Origin of the sequence: Streptomyces sp. NRRL F-5630, assembly GCF_000719475.1 — a bacterium.
GTDB lineage: Bacteria > Actinomycetota > Actinomycetes > Streptomycetales > Streptomycetaceae > Streptomyces.
On record NZ_JOGO01000003.1, the window covers coordinates 222,013 to 243,954 of the forward strand.

Consider the following 21,942-nt stretch of genomic DNA (forward strand, 5'->3'; position numbering starts at 1 on the left):
ACGGCCGCCGCTCCCGGTGGCCGGGGCCTCGGCCCCTCAGCGGGGCCGGGTGATCAGCCCTTCAGCGCCGTGTCGATCGCCGTCCTGTAGTCCGCGGCGGTCATCGGGGCGTTCTGGCCGTCGCTGCCGACGACCTTCTTGCCGTCCATGACCATCGAGGGCGTGCCGGTGACGCCGTACTTGTCGGACTGCTTGTTGAAGTTCTTGCTCATCTCGATCGCCCAGCGGTCGTACGTGCCGTCCTTGACCTGCTTCTCGAAGGTGGCGTTGTCCTTGAGCGCGGGGACGGTCGCGGCGATCTTGAGGAGGTAGGAGTCCGAGTTGAACTTGTCGTCGGTCTCGTCCGGGTGCCACTTCTTCGCGTACATGGCGTTCTTGTAGTCGAGGAAGGCGTCCGGGCTGACGTTGAGCGCGGCGCCGAGGGCGCTCATGGCGTTCTTGGAGCCGGAGCCCCGGCTGCCGAGGTCGATCTTGCTGCCGGAGCCCGAGTCCCCGTCGAGGAACGTCGCGCCGACGTACTCGACCTTGAACTTGCCCGCTTCGAGGTCCGCGTGGAGGTCCGGGCCCACGGTCTGCTCGAACTGCGAGCAGATCGGGCAGCGCGGGTCCTCGAAGAGGGTCAGGGTCTTCTTCGCCGAGTCCTTGCCGAGGAGCACGGTCGTGCCGTTCGGGCCGCTCGTGTTCTTCGGCTTGACGAGGGTGTCCGAGGTCGCGGCCTCCCACTGCGAGGGCTTGTTGCCCTGGGCGACGGCGACGGCTATCCCGGCGCCTATCGCGAGGACGGCGACGACGCCGCCGGCGACGAGGAACTGCCGCTTGCGGGCGTCCTTCTTCGCCTGGCGCTCGCGTTCGGCGCGCAGCCGCTCGCGGGCGGTGGCCTTGGCCTGCTGGCTGTTGCGCTGGCTCATGGGGGTGACTCCGTAATCCGTAAGACGTGTGAGGACGTGCGAGACGAGGCCGTGCCCGCGGGCACGGCAGGGGACTTCAGGCGGCGAGAGCGACCGCGGGAGGTCCCCGGCGTCCTACGGAGTGGGCCAGGAGCAGCAGGTGGGGGCGGGCGGCGCGGGCGAGGCCGAGGGCCGGGCGCGTGCGGGCCGCGCGGGAGCGGGCGGTGGCGCAGGCCACGGCGAGCAGCAGCGGCCGGAAGGCGAACCAGGTGAGCGAGCCGAGCGCCCGCGCGAGGGCCTTCTCGCCGCCGCGCAGCCACGCCGCCGCCAGCATCCCGACGGCCAGGTGCGTGCCGAGCAGCAGCCAGGCGGCACCCGGACGCGGGTCGGTGAGCAGGGTCGCCGCGCCGGTGGGCTCGCCCCCGGCGAAGTGGCTCAGAGGGACACCGACCGGGCCGCCGCCGCACAGCACGTCGATGCCGACGCTGCGCAGCGGTCCGGCGACCGGGCCGCCGCCCTCGCCGTAGCAGAGGTGCTGGCCCGTCGTGAAGACGGTGTCGGCGGCGAGCTCCAGCGGGACGAGGAGCGCGGCGATGGCCCCGTAGCGCCGCTCACGGCCCGCGAGCGCGTACGCGAGCGCGAAGACGACCCCGGCGACCACGAGGAGCGGCGTGAGGGGCAGTGGCGAGCGGGTCAGGATCACGTGGGAGGCAGCCGAGAGCGTCACCACGAGCGCGGTGAAGAACGTCGCGCGCAGTGCTCTGAGCTGGGTCCCTGATATGTCCATCGCTGTCGAGTCTGCCACGGGCCCGGTTAAGCGAGCCCTAAAAGGATGCTGTGGAAAGGCCCGGGGTGACGGGCGCCACCGCGAAGCCGTGTGGCGCAAGGGAATCATCCGTCCGTCCCCGGGACAACACCCCGGGGACGGACGGTCGCTCACAGCCCGGGGATGCGGCCGTTGCGGAAGAGGTCCACGAAGATCTGGTGGTCACGACGGGCGACCGCTCCGTACCCGTGCGCGAAATCGACGAGGAGCGGCGCGAAGCCCTCCTCGTCGGCGGCGATCGCGGCGTCGATGGCCCGCTCGGTCGAGAAGGGCACCAGCTCCGAGTGCTCGCTCTCGTCGTCCGCCGCCGCGTGCATCGCGGCCGTGGCGCGCCCGAGGTCGGCGACGACGGCCGCGATCTCCTCGTACTCGTCGATGTCGCTCCAGTCGAGGTCGACCGCGTACGGGGAGACCTCGGCGACGAGCTGCCCGGCGCCGTCCAGCTCGGTCCAGCCGAGCCACGGGTCGGCATGCGCCTGGAGGGCGCGCTGCGAGATGACGGTGCGGTGCCCCTCGTGCCGGAAGTACGCGCGCGCCGCCGCGTCGTCCACGTGCCGCGAGACGGCGGGGGTCTGGGCCTGCTTGAGATAGATCACGACGTCGTTCTCCAGCGCGTCGCTGTTCCCCTCCAGGAGGATGTTGTACGAGGGCAGCCCGGCCGAGCCGATGCCGATGCCGCGCCTGCCGACGACATCCTTGACGCGGTAGGAGTCGGGCCGCGCGAGGCTCGCCTCGGGCAGCGTCTCCAGGTACCCGTCGAAGGCGGCCAGGACCTTGTACCGGGTCGCCGCGTCCAGCTCGATCGTGCCGGGACCGGCGGAGAAGCGGCGCTCGGCCTCGCGGATCTCGGTCATCGACTCCAGGAGCCCGAAGCGGGTCAGCGAGCGGGCCTCGCGCAGCGCGCCGAGCAGCGGGCCGTCGGCGGTGTCGAGCGTGAAGGGCGGCACCTCGTCGCTCTTGGCGCCGGTCGCGAGCTGGCGGATCCGCTCTCGGTAGGCGTCGGCGTAGACCGTGACCAGCTCGGTGATCTGCGCGTCGCTGAGCGCCTTCGCGTAGCCGATGAGGGCGACCGAGGCGGCGAAGCGCTTGAGGTCCCAGGTGAAGGGGCCGACGTACGCCTCGTCGAAGTCGTTGACGTTGAAGACGAGGCGCCCGCGGGCGTTCATGTACGTGCCGAAGTTCTCGGCGTGGAGGTCGCCGTGCACCCACACGCGGCTCGTGCGCTCGTCGAGGTACGGGCCGGTGTGCTGCTCGCGCGCGAGGTCGGCGTAGAAGAGGCAGGCCGTGCCGCGGTAGAAGGCGAAGGCGGAGGCCGCCATCTTGCGGAACTTGACCCGGAAGGCGGCGGGGTCCGCCGTCAGCAGCTCTCCGAAGGCCGTGTCGAACACGCCGAGGATGTGCTCTCCCCGCTCCGGTGCGGAGAGGGCGGTGGGCTGCGGGACGGACATCGCGGTTGCCTCCTTGGGCGGTGAACCAGGGGACGGAATCAACTCCCCGAGCGGGAACGAGCGGCAGCCGGGTGAGGGTTCCGGCGGAGGGGAAATAAAGCCCGTCCGGCGTGCGGGGACGCGTCCCTCGGGCGATCCGGGGCCACCCCGGCCCCGTGCGGAACCGTAGACTTCCCGGGTCCCTGTGTCCGCCCCCGCCCCCGGAGGAACCGTGCCTGCCAAACCGCCGTTCACTCACCTGCACGTGCACACGCAGTACTCGCTCCTGGACGGCGCGGCGCGGCTCAAGGACATGTTCCAGGCGTGCAACGAGATGGGCATGACGCACATCGCGATGTCCGACCACGGCAACCTGCACGGCGCCTACGACTTCTTCCACCAGGCGAAGAAGGCGGGTGTCACGCCGATCATCGGCATCGAGGCGTACGTGGCGCCCGAGTCCCGCCGCAACAAGCGCAAGATCCAGTGGGGCCAGCCGCACCAGAAGCGCGACGACGTCTCCGGCTCCGGTGGCTACACGCACAAGACGATCTGGGCGGCGAACAGCACCGGGCTGCACAACCTCTTCAAGCTCTCCTCCGACGCCTACGCGGAGGGCTGGCTCCAGAAGTGGCCCCGCATGGACAAGGAGACGATCTCGCAGTGGTCCGAGGGCCTCATCGCCTCGACCGGCTGCCCATCCGGCGAGGTGCAGACGCGGCTGCGGCTCGGGCAGCCCGAGGAGGCGCTCAAGGCGGCGGCCGACTACCAGGACATCTTCGGCAAGGACCGGTACTTCCTGGAGTTGATGGACCACGGCATCGACATCGAGCACCGGGTGCGTGACGGGCTCCTGGAGATCGGCAAGAAGCTCGGCATCCCGCCGCTCGTCACCAACGACTCGCACTACACCTACGCGCACGAGGCCACCGCCCACGACGCGCTGCTGTGCATCCAGACCGGCAAGAACCTCTCGGACCCGGACCGCTTCCGCTTCGACGGCACCGGCTACTACCTCAAGACGACCGACGAGATGTACGCCATCGACTCCTCGGACGCCTGGCAGGAGGGCTGCCGCAACACGCTCCTGGTCGCCGAGCAGATCGACACGACCGGCATGTTCGAGAAGCGCGACCTCATGCCGAAGTTCGAGATCCCGGACGGCTTCACGGAGATCACCTGGTTCCAGGAGGAGGTCCGCCGCGGGATGGAGCGCCGCTTCCCGGCGGGCGTCCCCGAGGACCGGCGCAAGCAGGCCGAGTACGAGATGGACGTCATCATTCAGATGGGGTTCCCCGGCTACTTCCTCGTCGTCGCCGACTTCATCATGTGGGCGAAGAACAACGGCATCGCGGTCGGCCCCGGGCGAGGCTCCGCGGCCGGCTCGATCGTCGCGTACGCGCTGGGCATCACCGACCTCGACCCGATCGAGCACGGGCTGATCTTCGAGCGCTTCCTCAACCCCGAGCGCATCTCGATGCCCGACGTCGACATCGACTTCGACGAACGCAGGCGCGTCGAGGTCATCCGCTACGTGACCGAGAAGTACGGCGCCGACAAGGTCGCCATGATCGGCACGTACGGCAAGATCAAGGCCAAGAACGCGATCAAGGACTCCGCGCGCGTCCTCGGCTACCCGTACGCGATGGGCGACCGCATCACCAAGGCGATGCCCGCCGACGTCCTCGGCAAGGGCATCGACCTCGACGGCATCACCAACCCCACGCACCCGCGCTACTCCGAGGCGGGCGAAGTGCGGGCCATGTACGAGAACGAGCCCGACGTCAAGAAGGTCATCGACACCGCCAAGGGCGTCGAGGGCCTCGTGCGGCAGATGGGCGTGCACGCCGCAGGCGTCATCATGTCCAGCGAGCCGATCATCGACCACGCCCCGGTCTGGGTCCGGCACACGGACAACGTGACGATCACGCAGTGGGACTACCCCCAGTGCGAGTCGCTCGGCCTGCTGAAGATGGACTTCCTGGGCCTGCGCAACCTGACGATCATGGACGACGCCGTCAAGATGGTGAAGTCCAACAAGGGCAAGGAACTCGACCTCCTCGCCATCCCGCTCGACGACCCGAAGACGTACGACCTGCTGTGCCGCGGCGACACGCTCGGCGTCTTCCAGTTCGACGGCGGCCCGATGCGCTCCCTGCTGCGCCTCATGAAGCCGGACAACTTCGAGGACATCTCCGCCGTCTCGGCCCTGTACCGGCCGGGCCCGATGGGCATGAACTCGCACACGAACTACGCGCTGCGCAAGAACGGCCAGCAGGAGATCACCCCGATCCACCCCGAGCTGGAGGAGCCCCTCAAGGAGGTCCTGGGGCTCACCTACGGCCTCATCGTGTACCAGGAGCAGGTGCAGAAGGCCGCCCAGATCGTCGCCGGGTACTCGCTCGGCGAGGCCGACATCCTGCGCCGTGTGATGGGCAAGAAGAAGGCCGACGAACTGGAGAAGAACTTCGTCCTCTTCCAGGCCGGTGCCCGCAAGAACGGCTACAGCGACGAGGCGATCCAGGCCCTGTGGGACGTCCTGGTCCCCTTCGCGGGCTACGCGTTCAACAAGGCGCACTCCTCCGCGTACGGCCTCGTCACCTACTGGACCGCGTACCTCAAGGCGAACTACCCCGCCGAGTACATGGCCGCCGTGCTCACCTCCGTGCGCGACGACAAGGACAAGTCGGCCGTCTACCTCAACGAGTGCCGGCGCATGGGCATCCGGGTGCTGCCGCCGGACGTCAACGAGTCGCTCGCGAACTTCGCGGCCCAGGGCGACGACGTGATCCTCTTCGGTCTCACGGCGGTCAGGAACGTCGGCCAGAACGTGGTGGACTCGATCATCCGCAGTCGCAAGGCGAAGGGGAAGTACGCCTCGTTCCCCGACTACCTCGACAAGGTCGAAGCCGTCGTCTGCAACAAGCGCACGACGGAATCGCTCATCAAGGCGGGCGCCTTCGACCAGCTCGGGCACACCCGCAAGGGCCTCACCGCGCAGTACGAGCCGATGATCGACAACGTCGTCGCGGTCAAGCGCAAGGAGGCCGAGGGGCAGTTCGACCTCTTCGGCGGCATGGGCGACGACGACGGCAAGGACGAGCCGGGCTTCGGGCTCGACGTGACCTTCGGCGACGACGAGTGGGAGAAGAGCTATCTCCTCGCGCAGGAGCGCGAGATGCTCGGCCTCTACGTCTCCGACCACCCGCTCTTCGGCCTGGAGCACGTCCTCTCGGACAAGGCGGACGCGGGGATCGGGCAGCTCACGGGCGGCGATTTCGGCGACGGCGCCGTCGTCACCGTCGGTGGCATCATCTCGGGCCTCCAGCGCAAGATGACCAAGCAGGGCAACGCGTGGGCGATCGCCACGGTGGAGGACCTCGCGGGCTCCATCGAGTGCATGTTCTTCCCCGCCACCTACCAGCTCGTCTCGACCCAGCTCGTCGAGGACACCGTCGTCTTCGTCAAGGGCCGCCTCGACAAGCGCGAGGACATCCCGCGCCTCGTCGCGATGGAGATGCAGGTCCCCGACCTCTCGAACGCGGGCACCAACGCGCCCGTGGTCATCACCATCCCGGCGACCCGCGTCACGCCGCCGATGATCAGCCGCCTGAGCGAGGTGCTCGGCAGCCACCGGGGCAACTCGGAGGTGCGCATCAAGCTCCAGGGGCCGCGCAAGACGACCGTGCTGCGCCTGGACCGCCACCGGGTGCAGCCCGATCCCTCGCTCTTCGGCGACCTGAAGGTGCTGCTCGGGCCGTCCTGCCTGGCGGGGTAGGGGCGCGCGGGCCGGGCGGGAGCCGTACGGGTCCCGCGGTCCTCGCGCGGGCGCCACGGCTCCCGCGCGTGCCGAAGGGGCGCCACCGTCGCGCGACGGTGGCGCCCCTTCTCGTACGTCCCGGGGGTGCGGGACACCGGGAGACGTACGGGCCGCGACCCGGCCCCGGGGTCAGTTGTGGCCGAAGCGCCGCTCGCGCCCCTTGCGGGCCATGTCCCCCGGCGTCGCCTGGGACGCCTGGTGCGCCTCGGTGGACGTCTCCTTGGCCCGCGCGCCCGCGGCCTCGGCGGAGGAGCGGTTCTGGGCGCTCTGCTTGCGGTTCTTGTTCTTGGCCATGGGAATCTTCCTCCTGGGAAGTCTGGGGGCCAGGTACGCGCTCACTCTCACACGGCCCGACAAAGAACGCATTTCGGATAATTACCCTGCGTGAGGGGTGCGGGGGAGTGGCGTGCGCGCGCCGTGACACGGCCGGTAACGGACCGTGGCGACGATGCGTGCGGGGAAACGGCACGCCGATGATCGAGTTCGGACCGTTAACCCTCGTACGGTCGGGCAGACTCGAAGCGAAGCCGGAGCGAAACCGCCTTCTGTCACCCGAGACGGAAGCGGGCCCCGGGTCGCGAGGGAAGAGGGTGGAACGCGTGGACCGCTGCGTTGTCCTGGTGGACGCCGGATATCTCCTCGGTGCCGCCGCCAGTCTGCTGGCCGGTGATCCCTCGCGTTCCCGGATCACCGTCGATCACGCCGCGCTCATCCAGCGGCTGCGCGAGCGGGCCGAGGAGGAGACGGGCCAACCCCTGCTCCGCATCTACTGGTTCGACGGCGCCCCCGACCGCGTGCCGCAGCCCGAGCACCGCAGGCTCCGCGTCCGCCCGCGCGTCACCGTGCGGCTCGGCGCCCTGACGCGCAGTGACGGGCGCTGGGCCCAGAAGGGCGTCGACGCGGCGATGCACGCCGAACTCACGGAGCTGGCCCGCAATCGCGCCTGCTCCGACGTCGTCCTCGTGACGGGCGACGGCGACCTCCTGCCCGGCCTCGTCTCGGCAAAGGAGCACGGGGTCGCCGTGCACCTGTGGGCCGTTCAGGCGGCGGACGGCGACTACAACCAGTCCGAGGACCTCGTCGCCGAGGCCGACGAGCGCAGGGTCCTGGACCGGCAGTGGATCACGGGCGCGATCCGCGCCAAGGAGGCCCCCGGGCCCTGCGCGCTGCCGACGGGCTCGCGCAGCCCCGAGATCACCGCGATCTTCTCGGCGCCGCTCCCCGACGGCGACGGCGCGCCCCCGGTGCCGCGCGCGTCCGGCCCCGGCGGTGCGGGGGCCGGAGCGGAGGCGGGCGTCGGGGGCGGTGCGGGCGTCGGCCCCGCGGCCGGACCGGGTGCGGGTGCCGAGGCGGGCGGTGCCGGGGGCGGTGCGGGCTCCGGTTCCGAGGAGCACGGGCAGGCGGGGGAGCGGGCCGGGGGGAGGGTCGTCCCCACGCCGAAGGACCTCGCGGCTCTCAAGACCCCCGCCCCGGCCCCCCAGCCCGCGCCGAACGCGACCCTGAGGTGGTCCTCCGACAAGGGCTGGGTCGAGCGGCCGGGCGGCGAGCCGCCCGAGGCCGCCGCGCTCCCGACGCTCGCCCAGCTCACCACCGCCGAACAGAGGTGGGCGGACCGCGAGGAGGACATCACGACGGTCGGCGGCGACCCCTTCGAGGTCGGCCAGGTCTTCGCCCGCCGCTGGCTCGCCCGTCTCCCGCCGCACCCCCCGGCCCGCGAGCGCCTGGCCCCCCTCTACCCCCGCATCCCGCACCGCATCGACGGCGAACTCCTGCGCTACGCGGCCCGCTTCGGCCTCCTCGCGCACAAGGACGACCAGATCGACGAGAACGACCGCTACGCGATCAGGGCGGGCTTCTGGCGCGAGACGGGCGTGGAGGCAGGAGCGACGACCGGGCGCTGACCCCCCTCGGGGAAGGCGGTGCCCGCCGGAAGGGCGGTGAGTCCCCCGGGAAAGACGGTGACCTCCCCCGGGGAGGCGGGGGAGGTCACCGTGGCGCGCGCGGGATGCGCGGGCGCGGGGAGCCGGGCGGTGGGGGAGCGGTTCCGGTCTTCGCGAGCAGGGAGGCCCGCGGGTGCCCGTCCCCCGCCCCGCCTCAGTTCGGCAGCAGGGTCCCGAGCGGGCCGAGGTCCAGGTTGAGGTCCTCGCGGCGCAGACCGTGGCGTTCGCACAACTCCGTCATGCGCTCGTCGAGGAGCATCAACGCCGTGCCGACCGTTTCCTCCTGCTCGTTCGTGAGGTCGCCCGAGTCGAAGCGCCGCACCGCCTGCCGTTCCATCAGCTGCCGCAGCAGCTCGACGACCGTCAGGACGAGCGCGGCGAGGTCGCGGCCCACCGCCGCCGGGTCGAGATCGAGGGTCGCCGGAGGCTTCGCGGGACCGGGGAGCATGTGCGTCACAGGGGGCCTCCGTCGTTCCAGGGGGCGGGTACGGACTCGCTCACCGAGGCGAGGAGCGCGTGCAGGGAGATGCGTACGAGCGGGACCTCCGCGATGGCGAGCACCAGGTCCCCGCTCACCACGACCCCCGCCCCGAGCACCCGGTCGAGCAGGTCCACGAGCGGCACCCCCAGCGGCGCCCCGCTGTCCGGCCCGGTCCACGCCACCGGCGCCCCCGCCGCGCTCACGCCGGCTCCCCGGTGAAGGAGTACGGGACCCAGGGCCCCGCGAGCTCCAGCGTGCACCCCTCGGGGAGGGCCGCCCGCTCCCGCGCGATCCGCTCCTCGAAGGCGGTGGCCTTCGCGAGTGGCACGAGGTAGGCGCCGTTCAGCACCTGCGAGCGCTTCTCGCCCGTCACCTCCTTGCCGTGCAACGGCCGCCGCACCCCCTCGGCCGCCACCTCGCGCGCCGCGCCGTCGACCTGGTCCGCGATCCGCAGCGCCGTCTCGTGCCCGGACTGCTGCGCGCGCTGCCTGGCCCGTACCCGGTCCAGGTAGTCGCGCCCCCCACCGGGCCGCCCGGACGGCGGCGGGGCGGGGGACACGGAGGGTGCTGCCTCGCGGTGCACCTTGACGGCCCACTCGGCGTGCTCCGCCACGCGCCGCAGCACGGCGTCGAAGCGGTCCGCGTGCGCGAGCAGTCCCCTGCGCGCCCCGTGCTCGTCGTGGTAGAGCGTCGCGAGCGGCAGGGGCACGGCACGCCACTCGGCGGCGGCCGCCGAGACGACCGCGTGGTGGGTACGGGCGAGCCGCTCCAGCTCGGCCGGATCGGCGCACCGCGCCCGGAGCGCCGCGTCGTCGTACCCGGCGGCGGGCACCTCCTGCACGACGGCCCACAGGTCGCCTGCCGCCATGAGCCGTACCTCGCCGCCGTCGCTGTGGCCGGTCAGCCCCGCGGGGAGCGCGGGCCCGCGCCCGCGCCGTACCGCGAAGACGCAGACGGCCGTCGCCGCGTCCGTCATGCCTTCTCCTTCTCACGCCGGGTGGCCTTCTCGCGCCCCGTGGCGTTCTCGCGCGCGGGGTCGCCCTCGCTCCCCGCGGCGTCCTCGCTCCCGTGCCCGGGCACGCCCAGGCGCTCCAGTTCGGCGAGGCGTGCGCGCAGTTCCCTGTTCTCCTCGCGGAGTTCCTCGCGGGCGGCGCGCGAGGACAGGGCGGGATCGGTCTCCCACCAGTCGATGCCCGCCTTGCGCGCGGTGTCCACCGAGGAGACGAAGAGCCGCAGCCGGATGGTGAGCAGTTCGATGTCGAGCAGGTCGATCTTGATGTCTCCCGCGATGACGACCCCCTTGTCGAGCACCCGTTCCAGGATGTCGGCGAGGTTCGCGGGCTGCGCGGCGTGCGAGGGCGGGTCGAGGGGTGTGGTGGTCAGGTCGACGGTCATCGGGCCGCACCCCGGGCCCTGCGACGGCGGCGCGGACGCTCCTCGGGCTCTTCCTCCTCCTCGGGCTCCTCCTCGTCCTCCTCCGGAGCCTCCTCGTCCTCGTCCTCCTCACCCTCTTCGGGTTCCTCCTCGTCCTCGTACGGCTCTTCCTCGTCCCCTTCGTCCTCCTCGGGCTCCTCCTCGTCCTCCTCCGGAGCCTCCTCGTCCTCGTAACCCTCCTCGTCCTCGCCCTCCTCGCCGTTCTCCTCGTCCGCGCCGTTCTCCTCGTTCTCGTCGTCCTCCAGGCCCTCCTCGTGGCTGCGGACGACCTCGCCGTCGCGGATCTCGCCGCGCCAGCCCTCGATCTCGTCGTCCTCGTGGAGGGTGACGTGGCGGGCGAAGTGCTTGAGGTCGAGGCGGAGCCTGCGGCCCTGCGCGCGCCAGAGGTTGGCGGTCTTCTCGAAGAAGCCGGACGCCTCGTACTCGACGACGACCACGACGCGGGTGAGGTCCGGGGTCAGCTCGTGGAAGCTGACGCAGCCGGTCGTCGAGGCCTGGGCGCCCTCGGAGGTCCACACGATCCGTTCGTCGGGGACCTGTTCCTGCGTCGTGGCCTTCCAGCTGCGGGCCGAGGGGCCGATCTTCATCTGCCACTGCGTCGTGACGTCGTCCTCCTGGTTGACGCCCTTGACGCCCTTCGTGAAGCCGGGGAAGTCGGCGAGCTGCGTCCAGTGGTCGTAGACGGTGCGCACGGGCTTGCCGATGTCGACCGTCTCGATGATGTTCGTCGTCTTCACGTTCTCGCCCCCGCCTCCGCCACCCCCTCCGCCGCCTCCGCCGTCGTCCCCGCCCCCGCCGCCCCCGAAGAGGCTCTTCGCCTTGTCGGTCACGCCGCCCGTGAGGTCCTTGGCCTTCTGCCCGGCGATCGCCCGCAGGGGGTTCTGGCCGCTGAGGATGCGCCCGCCGATCCCGGCGATGCCACCGCCGCCGCCACCCTCGCCGAGCTTCTCGACGAGCCCGCTGAGGGAATGCCCCGCCTTCTCGGCCAGCTTGCCGCCCTGGGCGCCGAGGTAACCGTTGAACTCTTCCTTGAGACGGTCGAGGCCCGAATGCTCCGCAGCCATTGCCCTACCTCCCTCGTCCGCCACGCGAAGCCGAACGCTTCGCGGTGCTCTTCGTCGTGCGCTTCGCCGCCTTCTTGGCGGGCTTCGCGGGCTCCTTGCGCGTGGGCTGGCCCCTGAGCGCCGCAGCCTTCCTGGCGCCGGGGTTGTTGGCGGGGGGCCGCTTGGCCGGGGCCTTCTTGGCCGGGGCCTTCTTCGCCGCCTTCTTGGCGGGGCGCCGGTGGCGGGACGAACGGCGAGGCGCGGGCTCTTCCTCCTCCGGCTCCTCCTCGCCTTCCTCCTCGTCCTCCTCGTCCCGGGGTTCCTCCTCGCCCTCCTCCGGCTCCTCTTCCTCCTCTTCCCCGGCCCGCGGGGACTCCAGGAGGGCGGCGGTGCGGGCCGCGAGGGTATCGGCGAGGGCGCTGAGGCGGCGGTCGGCGGCCGCGCGCCCGGCGGTGAGCAGTTCCTCGCGCACCTGGTCGCTCAGCTCGGCGAACTGGGGGGTCTCGCGCAGCTTGCGCACGGCCGAGGTGAGGAGGTCCTGCGGGGTCAGATTGAGGCGCTTGCCGGCGAGGCAGGAGGCGACCACGAGGGCGAGCCGTGCCTTGCGGGTGCGCCCGAGCAGGTAGCCGCCGACGAGGGCGCTACCGAGAACAAGCTTGTCCGAGTCATCCATCGGGCATTCCCAACGTTCTGGGGGACGGGTGTGTGGGGGACATGACGGGGGAGCGGCTCTCCAGCAGGCCGAGCAGGTGGTCCTCCTCGGCCTCGAACGCGGCCTCGTCGATCTCGCCCGCCTCGAAGGCGGAGTTGAGCGCGGCGAGGCGGGCGCGGACGGCGGCGGGCGAGTACAGGCGGCGCTCCGCCTCGTCCGCGATCTGCCCCGCGACCCAGGCGACGCCGCGCACGGGCGCGAGCGGCAGCAGCAGGACGCCGCCGACGAGGCCCATATCAGGCACCCACCGGGACGGGCGGCGCGGCGACGAAGCTGTAGCAGGGCAGCGGGCCGGTGAGGACGAGCGCGAGGTACGGCGCCGAGCGGCCCGCGAGCCGCCCCGCCTCGGCGCGGAAGGCGTCGAGGCGGTCGGCGTCCACCAGCCAGGAGCCGTTGAGGACGGTGCCCTCGTCCACGGCGCCCTGGCAGGACTCCACGGCGAGCGGTTCCAGCGCCGCGCGCACCGCGCCCGCCGCCTCCCGCGCCCGCCGGGTGAGCCCCTCGGCGACCGCGCGGCCGAGCCGCACCTCGGCCTCGTACCCGGGCCGGGCCCGCGCCTCGTCGCGCAGCCCGCGCAGCCGCGCGTCGGCGCGCAGGAGCGCGGGCAGGCCCTCCTCCGAGACGGTGCCCTTGATGTTGACCTCGACCCGCCCGGTCACGTGCTCCAGCGCGGCGCGGTACCGCTCGGCGCCGCGCCGCAGGTCCTCGCGCACCGCCTCCTCGTCGTCCACCACGACGCCGAAGCGCATCGGGACGACGGGACCGCGCGCGGCGAGCGCGTCGAGGACCCGCTGGTGGGCGAGCAGGTCGCGGCGCTTGGCGCGCAGCGGCGCGGGCGCCGGGCCCACGAGCGCGGCGAGGCCCGCCGCGCGCACCGCGCGCGGCTCCCGCGCCGGGCTCCCGACCCCGGAGAGGCCGGCCGGCTCCGTGTCCTCGGGGACGACGGCGTAGACGTAGAGGCCGGGGGCGCTCACGCGGCCTCACTCCTGCGGCGGCGCGCGGCAGCGGCCGGGCGGTGGCGGGAGCGGGACTCGCGCGCTTCCTCACGGTCCTCCCCGTCCTCGTCCCCGCCGTCGACGCCGAGCGTGTCCTTGACCTTGTCGCCGACCGAACGGGCGGCGCGCTTCGCGCCGGCACCGGCGAGTCCCGCCGTGCCCCCGGAGAACAGCTCGGGGACCGTGCGGCTGGACGGGTCGTTCGACAGGTCGACCCTGTTGCACGCCTCGGCGAAGCGCAGGTACGTGTCGACCGACGCGACGACGACGCGGGCGTCGATCTTCAGGATCTCGATGCCGACGAGGGACACGCGGACGAAGATGTCGATGACCATGCCGCGGTCGAGGATGAGTTCGAGGACGTCGTAGAGGGTCCCCGCGCGCGGTGCGCACAGGACGGCGGCGGGTTCTGTGTACTCGGTCTGGATTGTCATGGCAGGACGTGCTCCTAGCTCGGTGTGGCCCCCGTCCGGTGCGGCCCGGTTCGGTTCAGCCGTCGGCCCAGCCCCGGCGGAACCGCCGGAGCCTGCGGTACTCGACGAGCTGGCCCTCCTCGTCGAGCGACATCTCGTACGTGGCGAGCAGGCTCGTCGTGTCCGGGATGCGGTGCACCTCGACCACGTCGACCTCGACCCGCCACCCCGCCTCGCCTCGCCGCACCGCCGAGACGCCCTCGGCCTCGTGGCCGATGAGCGCCGCCAGTTCGTCCGCGGCCTCGGTGGCGATCTCGCGCAGCCGGGAGACCGCGGCGGGGACCTCCCCGGAGGTCTCGCCGGAGCCGTGGTGCGGCGCCCGGGACCGGTCCGCCGCCTTCGAGCCCGCGGCGCCCGTCGCCCGCGGGGACGCGCTCTTCTTGGCGCGCGGGCTCGTGGCCGTGCTCTTCGCCGTGCCCTTCGGAGGGCTCGTGGCCTTGCTCTTCGCCGCGCTCTTCGCCGTGCTCTTAAACGTGTTCGTGGAGGTGCTCTTCGGCCGGGACGTGCCCGAGGCCGTCTTCGGCCGGGAGCCGCCTGTGCTCTTCGTGCCACCACTGTGGGTAGCTCTGCGTGTACCGCGCGTTTCCGCCATGGGGAAACCGTCCGGCATCGCCGTGCGGGCGCGCGCGGTGAGGGGAGCCATCCGGGTCCCGCGTACGGCCGGTGCGGTGGTCCGGGCCGACACGCCGGGGCCGGGACCGGAGCGGGCCCCGGGCGCCGCGCCCCGGCCCCGACCCAGTAGCCTCGGGTGTCGTGGACACGGGTACGGCACTGGCGCGCGACGGCGAGGTCGTGTGCGCGGTGCGTGAGCTGGTCAAGACGTATCCGGCCGTGCGGGGGCGCCGCGGACGGCCCCCCACCCCCGCCGTGCGCGCCACCGACGGGGTGGACCTCGATGTCCGCCGCGGCGAGATCTTCGGCCTCCTCGGCCCCAACGGGGCGGGCAAGTCCACGCTGGTGCGGCAACTCACCGGGCTCATGCGCCCCGACGCGGGCTCCGTCCACCTCCTCGGCCACGACCTCGTGCGCCATCCCGAGCGCGCCGCGCGCCTGCTCGCCTACCTCGGGCAGGAGTCGACGGCGCTCGACGAGCTGACCGTGTCCCTGGCCGTCGAGACGACGGGCCGGTTGCGCGGCATGGACGCCGCCGCGGTGCGAACGGCCCGCGAGGCGATCCTCGACGAACTCGGCCTCACCGCACTCGCAGCCCGGCCGCTCAAGAAGCTCTCCGGCGGCCAGCGCCGCCTCGCCTGCTTCGCCGCCGCCCTCGTCGGAGACCGCTCCGTCCTCGTCCTCGACGAGCCCACGACCGGCATGGACCCCGTCGCGCGCCGTGCCGTGTGGGCCGCCGTCGACCGGCGCCGCGAGGAACAGGGCGTCACCGTCCTGCTCGTCACCCACAACGTCATCGAGGCGGAGACCGTGCTCGACCGGGTCGCCGTGCTCGAAGCGGGGCGCGTCATCGCCTGCGACACACCCTCCGGGCTCAAGTCCCGCGTCGCCCACGAGGTCAGGCTCGACCTCGTGTGGCGCGAGCGGGCGCCCCTCGACGTGCCCGAGGTCGCGGCGCTGCGGGCCTCGGCGACCGAGTCCGGGCGGCGCTGGACGCTGCGGCTCGCTCCCGACGAGGCCCGCGCGGCCGTCTCCGCCGTGACCGGCGGCGCCGCCTTCCTCGCCCTCGACGACTTCACCCTCACGACCCCCAGCCTCGAAGACGTCTACCTCTCCCTCGGGGGAAGCACGAAGGGGCTGGTCAAGGCGTGAGCCCCCGCAACGGCAGGCCGACGGGCACCAGCCCGGCGCAAGCGAACAGGAGCACGCGGACCGTGACAGCCGTACCGGTGGATCTGGTGGACCCTGCCGACGACGCGGACGGCCGCCGGTGAGCGCCGCCCCGATCGAGGTGTCCGGCACCGTGCGCGCCCGGCCCCGCCGGGGCGACGGGCCCGCCACCGAGCCCGCGCCGCTCGCGCCGCGGGCCCGCCTGCTGCCCGCGCTCGGCGCCGTCTACCGCGCCCAGCTCTCGCGGGCCCGTGTGGCCCGCATCCCGCTGCTCTTCGTCGCGACGTTCCAGTCGGTCGGCATCATGATCCTCATGCGCGGGGTCGTCGACGGCGGCGCGGAAGCCCGCGCGGTCGTCGCCGGGTCCGCCGTCCTCGTCGTCGCCTTCGTCGCGCTCAACCTGCTCGCCCAGTACTTCGGCCAGCTCCGCGCCACCGGCGGGCTCGACCACTACGCGACCCTCCCCGTGCCGCCCGCCGCCGTCGTCCTCGGCGCCGCCGGGGCGTACGCGTCCTTCACCGCGCCGGGCACCCTCGTCACCGCGCTCGTCGGCTGCGGGCTCTTCGGGCTGCCCGTCTCGCACGTGTGGATACTCCTCGCGGTCGTGCCCCTCGCCGGGGCCGCGCTCGCCGGACTCGGCGCCGCCTTCGGGCTGCTCGCGCCGCGCCCCGAACTCGCCACGCTGCTCGGCCAGCTCGGCATGTCCGCCGCGCTGCTCCTCGGCGTCCTGCCCGCCGACCACCTGCCCGAGCCGATCCAGTGGTGCCGCGACCTGCTGCCCTCGACGTACGGGGTCGAAGCCTTCGCGAGGACCTTCACGGCGCACCCCGACTGGCTCGTCGTCCTCGGTGACCTCGGCGTCTGCGCGGGGGTCGGGGTCGTCTCGCTCGCGGTGGCGACCTGGGCGTACCGGCGCGCGGCGGTCGCGGGACCCCGCTGAACCCGCCGCCGGACCACCCGCGCGCCGCACCGTCCGTCCACCGCGTGCCCCGCACGGCACCCCTCGAACGGCCGTCCCGGGGCGCGTTTGGCACGATGGGCCGGTGAGCGCTCCCCAGACACCGCCCCCGCCCCCGTACGACCCCGCGCAGCAGCCTTCCGAGAGCGGGGGAGCGCAGGTGAGGCGCGGCGTCCTGCTCGCCCTCGCGCTGGTCGTGCTCGGGCTCGCCTTCGGCGCGCTGTGGCTGTGGCTCGCGCCGCGCGTGCCGCTCGTCGCGGACGGCAAGGCGGTGTACCTCAAGGACAGCGAGGGCGAGCAGCCCATCGGCGCGGACGGCACGTTCGCCCTGATCGGCCTCGGGCTCGGCGTCCTCACCGGACTGACCGTCTTCCTGTGGCGCCGCGCCGGGGGCGCGACGCTCGTCCTCGGCATGGCGGCCGGCGCGCTGCTCGGCTCGGTCGTCGCCTGGCGGCTCGGCGTGTGGCTCGGGCCGACGCAGGACGTCGTGGCCCATGCCAAGGAGGTCGGCAAGAACGTCACCTTCGACGCCCCCCTGAAGCTCGCCGCCAAGGGCACCCTCCTGGCCTGGCCCCTCGCCGCCTGCGCCGTCCACCTCCTCCTGACCGCCGCTTTCGGCCCCCGCGACCCCTCGCCGTACGGCCCGGACGGCGTCCCCGCCTGGACGGCCCCGAGCGACGCACCGAAGCGCCGGCCCGACCCGGCCCCGGCGGGCGGCGCGACCGGAAGCGGGGACACGGCGCCCGAGGGCACGGGCGGTCCTGGCCGCGACGGACGCGACGGCCCGGGTGCCCCGGCCCCGTACGCGCCGCCGCCCGCGGGCTGAGCCGGGCGCGCCCGCCGCGTCGGTCCCGCCGCGTCAGCCCCGCCCGATCGGGGCCAGCACCGCCTTCGTCAAGGTCGCCAGGTCCCCCGGGGACAGTTCGACCTCCAGGCCGCGGCGGCCCGCCGACACGCAGATCGTGGCGTGGGACGCGGCGGAGTCGTCGATGACCGTGGGCAGGGCCTTGCGCTGGCCCAGTGGGGAGATGCCGCCGCGGACGTAGCCCGTCGTGCGCTCGGCCGCCGCCGGGTCGGCCATCACCGCGCGCTTGCCGCCCGTCGCCACCGCGAGTGCCTTGAGGTCGAGGGTGCCCGCGACCGGGACCACCGCGACCGTCAGGGCGCCGTCCACCTCGGCCACGAGCGTCTTGAAGACCCTGTCCGGCGCCACGCCGAGTGCCTCGGCCGCCTCCTCGCCGTACGAGGGGTGCGCGGGGTCGTGCGCGTAGGCGTGCAGCGTGTACGCGGTGCCCGCCCGCGCGAGCGCGACCGTCGCCGGGGTGCCGCCCGCCTGGTTCTTCTTCGTCTTCTTCGCCATCGGCCTCTCTCGCTCCGGGTGGGCGGCCTCAGTTCAGGCTGGTCGGCGTCCGCGTCAGCTCCATCGCGGGGAGCGAGGGCAGGTGCCGGATGAGCGCCGTCTCGGCGCGCAGCAGCCGCACCTCCTCGCGCAGCCGCGAACTCGTGTCCGGGGCCTGGAGCAGCCGCTGCCGCGTCGGCACGTCGAGCATCGTCGCCGCCGCCACGAGGTACGAGACGACGGACGGCTCGTCCGGCAGCTCGGTACCCGCGGCGAGCGTCCGCTCCCGCGCCCCCGCGAGCCGCTTCTGGTACGCGCGAAACGCCCGCAGCACCGCCTCGGCGAGCGCCTCCGGGTCGTCCCCGGGCTCCTCGGTCAGCTCCTCCGCCTCCACCGTCAGGTACGGGCCCGAGTCGTCCACCGCGCCGAGCCTGACCCGCGTCGTCCCGGTCGTCAGGACCTCGTACCCGCCGTCGGGCCGCTCGCGCACACTCGCCGCGTCCGCGACGCACCCGATCTCGTGGAAGGCCCGCCGCGGATCGGGCCCGAACCCGGCCCCCGCCCGCGTATCGGGCTTCGCGTCCTCGCCGGGCAGCCCCGGCAGGCTCGGCGCGACCTCCAGGCCGTCCTTGATCGCCACGACCACGAAACGGCGCGGCTCCTCCTCGGGGAGCTTTTCCAGGTCGCGGACGAGAGCGCGATAACGCTCCTCGAAGATGTTGAGGGGAAGCACGAGCCCGGGGAAGAGCACCGAGTTCAGCGGGAAGAGAGGCAATCGGACGGTCGTCACGGCTGGCAAGCCTAATGCGCCGGGACGCCCCCGCGCCGCGCCCTCGCGCACTCCGCGCCGCGCCGTCCCCGTACCGCCACGCCCCGACCCCCGCCCAGGGGCTCCCTGAGCCCCGTACCACCGCCTCCCGCACTCCGGTTCGGCGCCGAGCCCCCCGTCAGGCGTCCGTCCCGCGCGGGTGGGCCGCCGCGGCGGCCTCGACGCGCACACCGTCCCGCACGTCCATGAACCGCGCGAGCGGGTCGTCGGAAAGTCGCGCCCAGGGGAGCGAGGTCACGAGCGGCCCCACCCGCCGCACCTCCTGGAGCGCGGCGTCCCAGGCCCGCAGCCGCACCAGCACGTACACGAGCAGATTGCGCACCTCGGCGGGCCACGGATCGCCCTCGGCGAACCGCGCCGAGAGCGCCCGCGCCCGCTCGGCCGCCGCGACGACGCGCTCCCCGGGGACGGCGTCGCCCGCCCCCTCCGCGCGCAGCCACAGGTACGCGGCGCGCAGCGGCAGCGCCTGGCTCAGCGAGCCGGGGAGGGCGTCCTCGGCGGCGCGCTCGGCGAAGTCGAAGCACTCGCCGTGCGAGCCGTGCCAGGCCGCCGAGAGATAGAGCAGCGCCGAGACGTGGGAGCCGTCGTGGTGCGGGCTGCGCCGCGCCGCCCGCTCCCACAGGTCCGTGAAGACCGCGTGCCCGGCGCCCGTGCCCCGCGCCACGTCGAGCGCGAGCCGCCACGGCACCGGGTCCTCGGGCTGGGCCCCGGCCGCCGCGGCGACGAGCGGCGCGGTCTCCCGCAGCAGTTCGGCGCGCACGGGCGACTCCCAGGCGGCGTGGACGGCGACCTGCGCGCGCAGGAGGAGCAGGCCGGGGTCGTGCGGGGCCGTCGCCGTCCAGTGCGCGTACCACTCGGGGCGGCGCGCGGCGAAGGCGGCGAGCCGACGCACCGCGCGGTCCCGCACCTCCCACCGCGCGCGCTCCCGCGTCGTCGCGAGCAGCTTCGCCGCCGCCTCGTGGTCGCCCGCCCCCGCCGCCACGAGCGCGGGCGCGAGCCAGGGCTCCGGCGCGTCGAGCAGCAACTCCTCGTCGGCGGGCAGCCCGTCCGGGAGCGGGGCGGTGTGCCGGGCCGTCCGGGCGGCGCGGCGCAGGGCGAGCAGGGAACGCATGGTACGGGCCATTGAAAACCGCAGATGGGAGCGCGTCCAGAGGGCGGGGGGTGCCGTTTCGGCCTCGGGAGGCACGTTGTACGGGCGGGGGTAAAGTCCCGGCAAATCCTGGCGTCCGCCGGGCCGCCGCGCTCAGCCCTTCCGCAGCGCCCGCGTCGCCCCCGCGGCGACCGTCGTCGCGAGCGTCCAGCCGAGCGCCACGAGCCCCGCCGCCGCCCACTGCGCGGCCCCCTGCATCCGCCAGAAACCCTGCTGCCCCAGGTCCACGACCGGGACGAGCAGGTCGAGCGCGAAGAGCGCCGGATTCCACTGCGGGTGCTCGCCCGCGCGCAGCGGCGAGGGCGGCTCCCAGGAGAAGAACAGGCTGCTCGCCGCCCACAGCACCCCCATCCACAGCGCCGCCCGCCCGGGCCGGTACCCGTACGCCACGGTGACGTCCTGCACGTAGCCCCACAGCCGTACGGCGGGCGGCAGCGTCGCGCGCCGCGCCCGCTCCTTGGCGAGCAGCACCAGGCGCGCCTCCGGGTCCTCGCCGCTCGCGCGCAGCACGGCGGCGAGCCGCTCGTATCCCTCGGGCCGGTACTCCGGCTCGGCGGCGGCGACCCACGCGAGCCGCGCCGAGAGCGGGAAGGCCCCGACAGGCACGAGGCTCTCGTAGCTGAAGCCGCCCATCGCGAGCAGCCCCGCGCGCGGCCAGCTCGCCGCCCGGTCCACGAGCGTCCCGACCCGCGCCCCCGAGAGCACCACCCGCCCCCGCTCCACGCGCCGGGCGAGATACCGCAGCTCGGGCACCTGGACGCGGCGCAGCGACACCTCCTGGTCGTTGTCGAGCACGAACTCCGCCTGCTCCAGGTCCACCGCGTCCCCGAACCTCCCGTCGTCGAGCCGCACCCCGCCCCGGCACTCGAAGCCCCGCACCCGCGCCCCGCGCGCCGGGGTGCTCCCGCCCGTCACCGGCGGGTCGAGCACGGCGGCCGGGGTCAGGTAGAGGGTGCGCTCGACGGTGAGCTGCGGCGCGTTGAGCGCGCGCCGCCCGTACGGGTGACTGAGCCGCGCCCCGCGCAGACTCAGCGAGACCCCGATCTGCGCCCCGCGCAGGCTCACCTCGCCCTCCGCCTCCAGCAGTTCCGCCTGGAGATCCTGGCCCACGCTCAGCCCGTCGCCGAGCAGGCAGCTCCCGCGCCGGTCCGCGCGCAGCACCGCCTGGTTGAGGAGCAGGTCGGTGCCGATGTGCGCGTCCGTGAGCCGGGCACCGTGCGCGACCTGGCAGCGCGGGAGGTGGAGATCGCCCTCGGTGTGCAGCCGCGCCGCCTCCAGGCGCGGCAGCGCGCAGTCCACGAGCCGCAGCGTCGTGAACCGCGCCTCCGGCAGCAGCACCTCCTGCTCGAAGCGGCAGCCCACGAGCTCGACGTAGGGGGCGACCGTGCCGCCCGCGAGGTCCAGCAGGCCCGTCACGCGCGCCCCGGCGAGCTTGAGCGAGGAGACCCGCCCCCGCAGCGGAGGCGGACAGCTCAGCAGCAGGACGCACACGACGCGCGCCCGTATCTCCCTGTCGTGGCCCCACGGCTCGGTGCCGTGCGGGTCGTCCCTGACCGGGTCCCCGGTGCGCAGGTCGAACATGCTGCCGTTGCGGAACGCCTGCCACAGCCCGGCTTCCACCGGGCTCAACCACTCCGGTGGCTCGCCGCTCAGTTCCTCGTACACGGCCGGCCTCCCCTCAAGGAGTCGTCGGTGCGCACAGCCGTGCGCACACACCGTCAGGGATCACATGCCCGCTGAGTGACGTCGTGAACGCGGACCGTGAGACGAATCGCGTGGTGGTGAGGGGTTCTTTTGTTCGGACGGCCTGCCGCGGGGTGACGCACGGTGGCAGCCCCCGTCTCCT

23 protein-coding genes are annotated in these 21,942 nt (G+C 73.6%); 5 read left to right on the plus strand and 18 right to left on the minus strand.

The genetic code is table 11. From position 1 onward, the window contains the following. Positions 1–53 precede the first annotated feature (53 nt). The 3 genes from IF99_RS0102290 to IF99_RS0102300 form a co-directional block, all read right to left on the minus strand. Entirely contained in the window at positions 54–908 is an 855-nt protein-coding gene (locus tag IF99_RS0102290) for a thioredoxin domain-containing protein (RefSeq protein WP_030994584.1), read from the minus strand. A gap of 76 nt (positions 909–984) precedes the next feature. Then, positions 985–1,674: a hypothetical protein gene (locus tag IF99_RS0102295; RefSeq protein WP_030994585.1), complete on the minus strand. Its 690-nt coding sequence runs from the start codon at positions 1,672–1,674 to the stop codon at positions 985–987. Between the two features lie 149 nt (positions 1,675–1,823). After that, complete coding sequence (locus IF99_RS0102300) at positions 1,824–3,161, minus strand: DUF2252 domain-containing protein (RefSeq protein WP_030994586.1); 1,338 nt, start codon at positions 3,159–3,161, stop codon at positions 1,824–1,826. A gap of 211 nt (positions 3,162–3,372) precedes the next feature. Between IF99_RS0102300 and dnaE the strand changes: the two genes are divergently transcribed. Next, positions 3,373–6,918, plus strand: coding sequence for a DNA polymerase III subunit alpha (gene dnaE, locus IF99_RS0102305; RefSeq protein WP_030994587.1), 3,546 nt, complete (start codon positions 3,373–3,375; stop codon positions 6,916–6,918). A gap of 171 nt (positions 6,919–7,089) precedes the next feature. Here dnaE and IF99_RS34230 read toward each other — a convergent pair whose 3' ends face one another. Continuing rightward, positions 7,090–7,254, minus strand: a complete 165-nt coding sequence (locus tag IF99_RS34230; RefSeq protein ID WP_199806439.1) for a hypothetical protein — start codon at positions 7,252–7,254, stop codon at positions 7,090–7,092. A gap of 296 nt (positions 7,255–7,550) precedes the next feature. On the opposite strand from IF99_RS34230, the gene IF99_RS0102315 reads away from it, so the two are divergent. Further along, positions 7,551–8,861: an NYN domain-containing protein gene (locus IF99_RS0102315; RefSeq protein ID WP_030994588.1), complete on the plus strand. Its 1,311-nt coding sequence runs from the start codon at positions 7,551–7,553 to the stop codon at positions 8,859–8,861. A gap of 193 nt (positions 8,862–9,054) precedes the next feature. Here the strand turns inward: IF99_RS0102315 and IF99_RS0102320 are convergent, their stop codons facing one another. Genes IF99_RS0102320 through gvpO form a run of 10 tightly spaced genes read right to left on the minus strand, consistent with a single transcriptional unit; the run spans position 9,055 to position 14,630 of the window. Next, positions 9,055–9,348 (minus strand): gas vesicle protein K, encoded by a 294-nt coding sequence (locus tag IF99_RS0102320; RefSeq protein WP_030994589.1) that lies wholly within the window; start codon positions 9,346–9,348, stop codon positions 9,055–9,057. A gap of 5 nt (positions 9,349–9,353) precedes the next feature. Then, on the minus strand, positions 9,354–9,563 hold the full coding sequence (locus IF99_RS0102325) for a gas vesicle protein (protein WP_030994590.1): 210 nt from the start codon (positions 9,561–9,563) through the stop codon (positions 9,354–9,356). 17 nt (positions 9,564–9,580) lie between these two features. Further along, on the minus strand, positions 9,581–10,357 hold the full coding sequence (locus IF99_RS0102330; protein ID WP_030994591.1) for a GvpL/GvpF family gas vesicle protein: 777 nt from the start codon (positions 10,355–10,357) through the stop codon (positions 9,581–9,583). After that, complete coding sequence (locus IF99_RS0102335) at positions 10,354–10,776, minus strand: gas vesicle protein (protein ID WP_030994592.1); 423 nt, start codon at positions 10,774–10,776, stop codon at positions 10,354–10,356. Before IF99_RS0102335 ends, IF99_RS0102330 begins: the two co-directional genes overlap by 4 nt. Next, entirely contained in the window at positions 10,773–11,879 is a 1,107-nt protein-coding gene (locus IF99_RS0102340; protein ID WP_030994593.1) for an SRPBCC family protein, read from the minus strand. Before IF99_RS0102340 ends, IF99_RS0102335 begins: the two co-directional genes overlap by 4 nt. A 4-nt stretch (positions 11,880–11,883) precedes the next feature. After that, positions 11,884–12,531: a hypothetical protein gene (locus IF99_RS0102345; RefSeq protein WP_030994594.1), complete on the minus strand. Its 648-nt coding sequence runs from the start codon at positions 12,529–12,531 to the stop codon at positions 11,884–11,886. After that, positions 12,524–12,805 carry a gas vesicle protein GvpG gene (locus IF99_RS0102350; RefSeq protein WP_030994595.1) on the minus strand — a complete coding sequence of 94 codons (282 nt, stop codon included), beginning with the start codon at positions 12,803–12,805 and terminating at the stop codon, positions 12,524–12,526. Before IF99_RS0102350 ends, IF99_RS0102345 begins: the two co-directional genes overlap by 8 nt. A gap of 1 nt (position 12,806) precedes the next feature. Then, positions 12,807–13,544: a GvpL/GvpF family gas vesicle protein gene (locus IF99_RS0102355; protein ID WP_030994596.1), complete on the minus strand. Its 738-nt coding sequence runs from the start codon at positions 13,542–13,544 to the stop codon at positions 12,807–12,809. Continuing rightward, positions 13,541–13,999 carry a gas vesicle protein GvpJ gene (gene gvpJ / locus IF99_RS0102360; protein ID WP_030994597.1) on the minus strand — a complete coding sequence of 153 codons (459 nt, stop codon included), beginning with the start codon at positions 13,997–13,999 and terminating at the stop codon, positions 13,541–13,543. The genes IF99_RS0102355 and gvpJ overlap by 4 nt, the downstream gene beginning before the upstream one ends. Before the next feature lie 55 nt (positions 14,000–14,054). Continuing rightward, positions 14,055–14,630 carry a gas vesicle protein GvpO gene (gene gvpO, locus IF99_RS35680; protein ID WP_107048921.1) on the minus strand — a complete coding sequence of 192 codons (576 nt, stop codon included), beginning with the start codon at positions 14,628–14,630 and terminating at the stop codon, positions 14,055–14,057. Positions 14,631–14,791: 161 nt separating this feature from the next. Here gvpO and IF99_RS0102370 point away from each other — a divergent pair, with 161 nt between their 5' ends. The 3 genes from IF99_RS0102370 (at position 14,792) to IF99_RS30495 (ending at position 17,604) form a co-directional block, all read left to right on the plus strand. Then, positions 14,792–15,802, plus strand: a complete 1,011-nt coding sequence (locus IF99_RS0102370) for an ABC transporter ATP-binding protein (protein ID WP_030994599.1) — start codon at positions 14,792–14,794, stop codon at positions 15,800–15,802. Between the two features lie 118 nt (positions 15,803–15,920). Then, entirely contained in the window at positions 15,921–16,760 is an 840-nt protein-coding gene (locus IF99_RS0102375) for an ABC transporter permease (RefSeq protein WP_030994600.1), read from the plus strand. A gap of 178 nt (positions 16,761–16,938) precedes the next feature. After that, the gene (locus IF99_RS30495; protein ID WP_037826324.1) at positions 16,939–17,604 is read left to right on the plus strand and encodes a hypothetical protein; all 666 of its coding nucleotides are present in this window, start codon (positions 16,939–16,941) and stop codon (positions 17,602–17,604) included. 33 nt (positions 17,605–17,637) lie between these two features. On the opposite strand, the gene ybaK is transcribed toward IF99_RS30495, so the two are convergent. From ybaK to IF99_RS0102400, 4 genes are all read right to left on the minus strand, one after another. Then, the gene (gene ybaK, locus IF99_RS0102385; protein ID WP_030994602.1) at positions 17,638–18,138 is read right to left on the minus strand and encodes a Cys-tRNA(Pro) deacylase; all 501 of its coding nucleotides are present in this window, start codon (positions 18,136–18,138) and stop codon (positions 17,638–17,640) included. Between the two features lie 28 nt (positions 18,139–18,166). Beyond that, positions 18,167–18,907, minus strand: coding sequence for an LON peptidase substrate-binding domain-containing protein (locus IF99_RS0102390; protein ID WP_030994603.1), 741 nt, complete (start codon positions 18,905–18,907; stop codon positions 18,167–18,169). Between the two features lie 157 nt (positions 18,908–19,064). Beyond that, positions 19,065–20,069 (minus strand): hypothetical protein, encoded by a 1,005-nt coding sequence (locus IF99_RS0102395; protein WP_030994604.1) that lies wholly within the window; start codon positions 20,067–20,069, stop codon positions 19,065–19,067. Between the two features lie 120 nt (positions 20,070–20,189). Further along, positions 20,190–21,761, minus strand: coding sequence for a hypothetical protein (locus tag IF99_RS0102400; protein WP_030994605.1), 1,572 nt, complete (start codon positions 21,759–21,761; stop codon positions 20,190–20,192). Positions 21,762–21,942: the final 181 nt, after the last annotated feature.